This is a genomic window from Bacillus sp. L75 (assembly GCF_003676355.1).
Classification (GTDB): Bacteria; Bacillota; Bacilli; order Bacillales; family Bacillaceae; genus Bacillus; species Bacillus velezensis.
Genome location: NZ_ML064962.1, coordinates 1 through 386, shown reverse-complemented (window position 1 = coordinate 386; position 386 = coordinate 1). Strand labels below are relative to the sequence as shown.

General features: G+C 39.6%; 1 protein-coding gene. It reads right to left on the bottom strand.

The genetic code is table 11. From position 1 onward, the window contains the following. Nucleotides 1-101 precede the first annotated feature (101 nt). A partial coding sequence (locus D5S11_RS20020; protein ID WP_206504722.1) for a phage major capsid protein occupies nt 102-386 on the bottom strand: 285 nt, incomplete at its 5' end.

The window sequence follows — 386 nt, the reverse complement described above, 5'->3', positions numbered from 1 at the left end:
TCAACGCCTAAATCAATAACGTTGGTTGAAACCGCTGTAACCGTTAAGGCTTGACCGTCAGCGAAAGCTTGTTTTGAATCAATAAACATAATAATTTCTCCTTAAGAAATCGCTGCTTCAGTGTTGATGATAGTATCCATGATTTTAACAGGAGTTCCCAAAAACGTAAGTTGGTGAATATTTTGACCGAACTGATTAATAGCCGGTTCAATTGTAACTGCTGCCGAACTCTTTTCAAGTGCAGCTAAGCGTAAATGCGATGCAACAGTACGGTTAACATAAAAAACATCTTTAACTGATGTGATATTAGGTAAGCGATCTTGTGCGCGAGCCATTAACTTAATAATTGCCGTTGATGCAGATGCAGCCTGTGTACCAGTAGTGGC